We start from the raw sequence: 525 nt of genomic DNA, 5'->3' as shown, positions 1-525 counted from the left end.
ACCCCTACCTAAGAGAAAAAGTTCCACACAAGACCGAAACGGATAACGAAATCACGGTATGGATAGCCAGGGGCGGAGTAGTAACTAAAGAATTTATATCGCAGTTAAGTTTCATTGGACTACAAACGAACAAGGTTTAACCGTGTATTTCTCTTTTAGACAACTAACAAATAAATAAACCTCAAGTCATTCAAGAAATAAAAACATGTTAACCACCACACCATGACTATAAAACAAAGAGGAGAAAGATTAATTCTCAGGGACAAGGATTATTGAAATCAGGAAGTTTATTAAATTGTGAATCTAAAGACCGTATACAATTCAAAAACAAATATGAAGAAACAGACATCCTCTCCCGTGACACAACCGAAGAGCACACGTTCCAGAGACGTGGCGTCACGGAAAGGAACTCAACAAGCCTTAATTATAGGCACGGGGAACGATAACGGTTATCCCACCGTTCGGGACGGGACAAAAAAAAAGGTCCCGACCAGTAAAACTGATCGGGACCTCGAAGCAAGGCGG

General features: G+C 40.8%; 1 protein-coding gene. It reads right to left on the bottom strand.

The window, feature by feature from the left end:
* Window positions 1-8 precede the first annotated feature (8 nt).
* The gene (locus tag Q4597_RS19785; protein WP_215442154.1) at window positions 9-104 is read right to left on the bottom strand and encodes a putative porin; all 96 of its coding nucleotides are present in this window, start codon (window positions 102-104) and stop codon (window positions 9-11) included.
* Window positions 105-525: the final 421 nt, after the last annotated feature.

This window comes from Zobellia sp. 1_MG-2023 (genome assembly GCF_030549125.1).
Classification (GTDB): domain Bacteria; phylum Bacteroidota; class Bacteroidia; order Flavobacteriales; family Flavobacteriaceae; genus Zobellia; species Zobellia russellii.
This window is presented reverse-complemented; position numbering and strand designations above follow the sequence as displayed.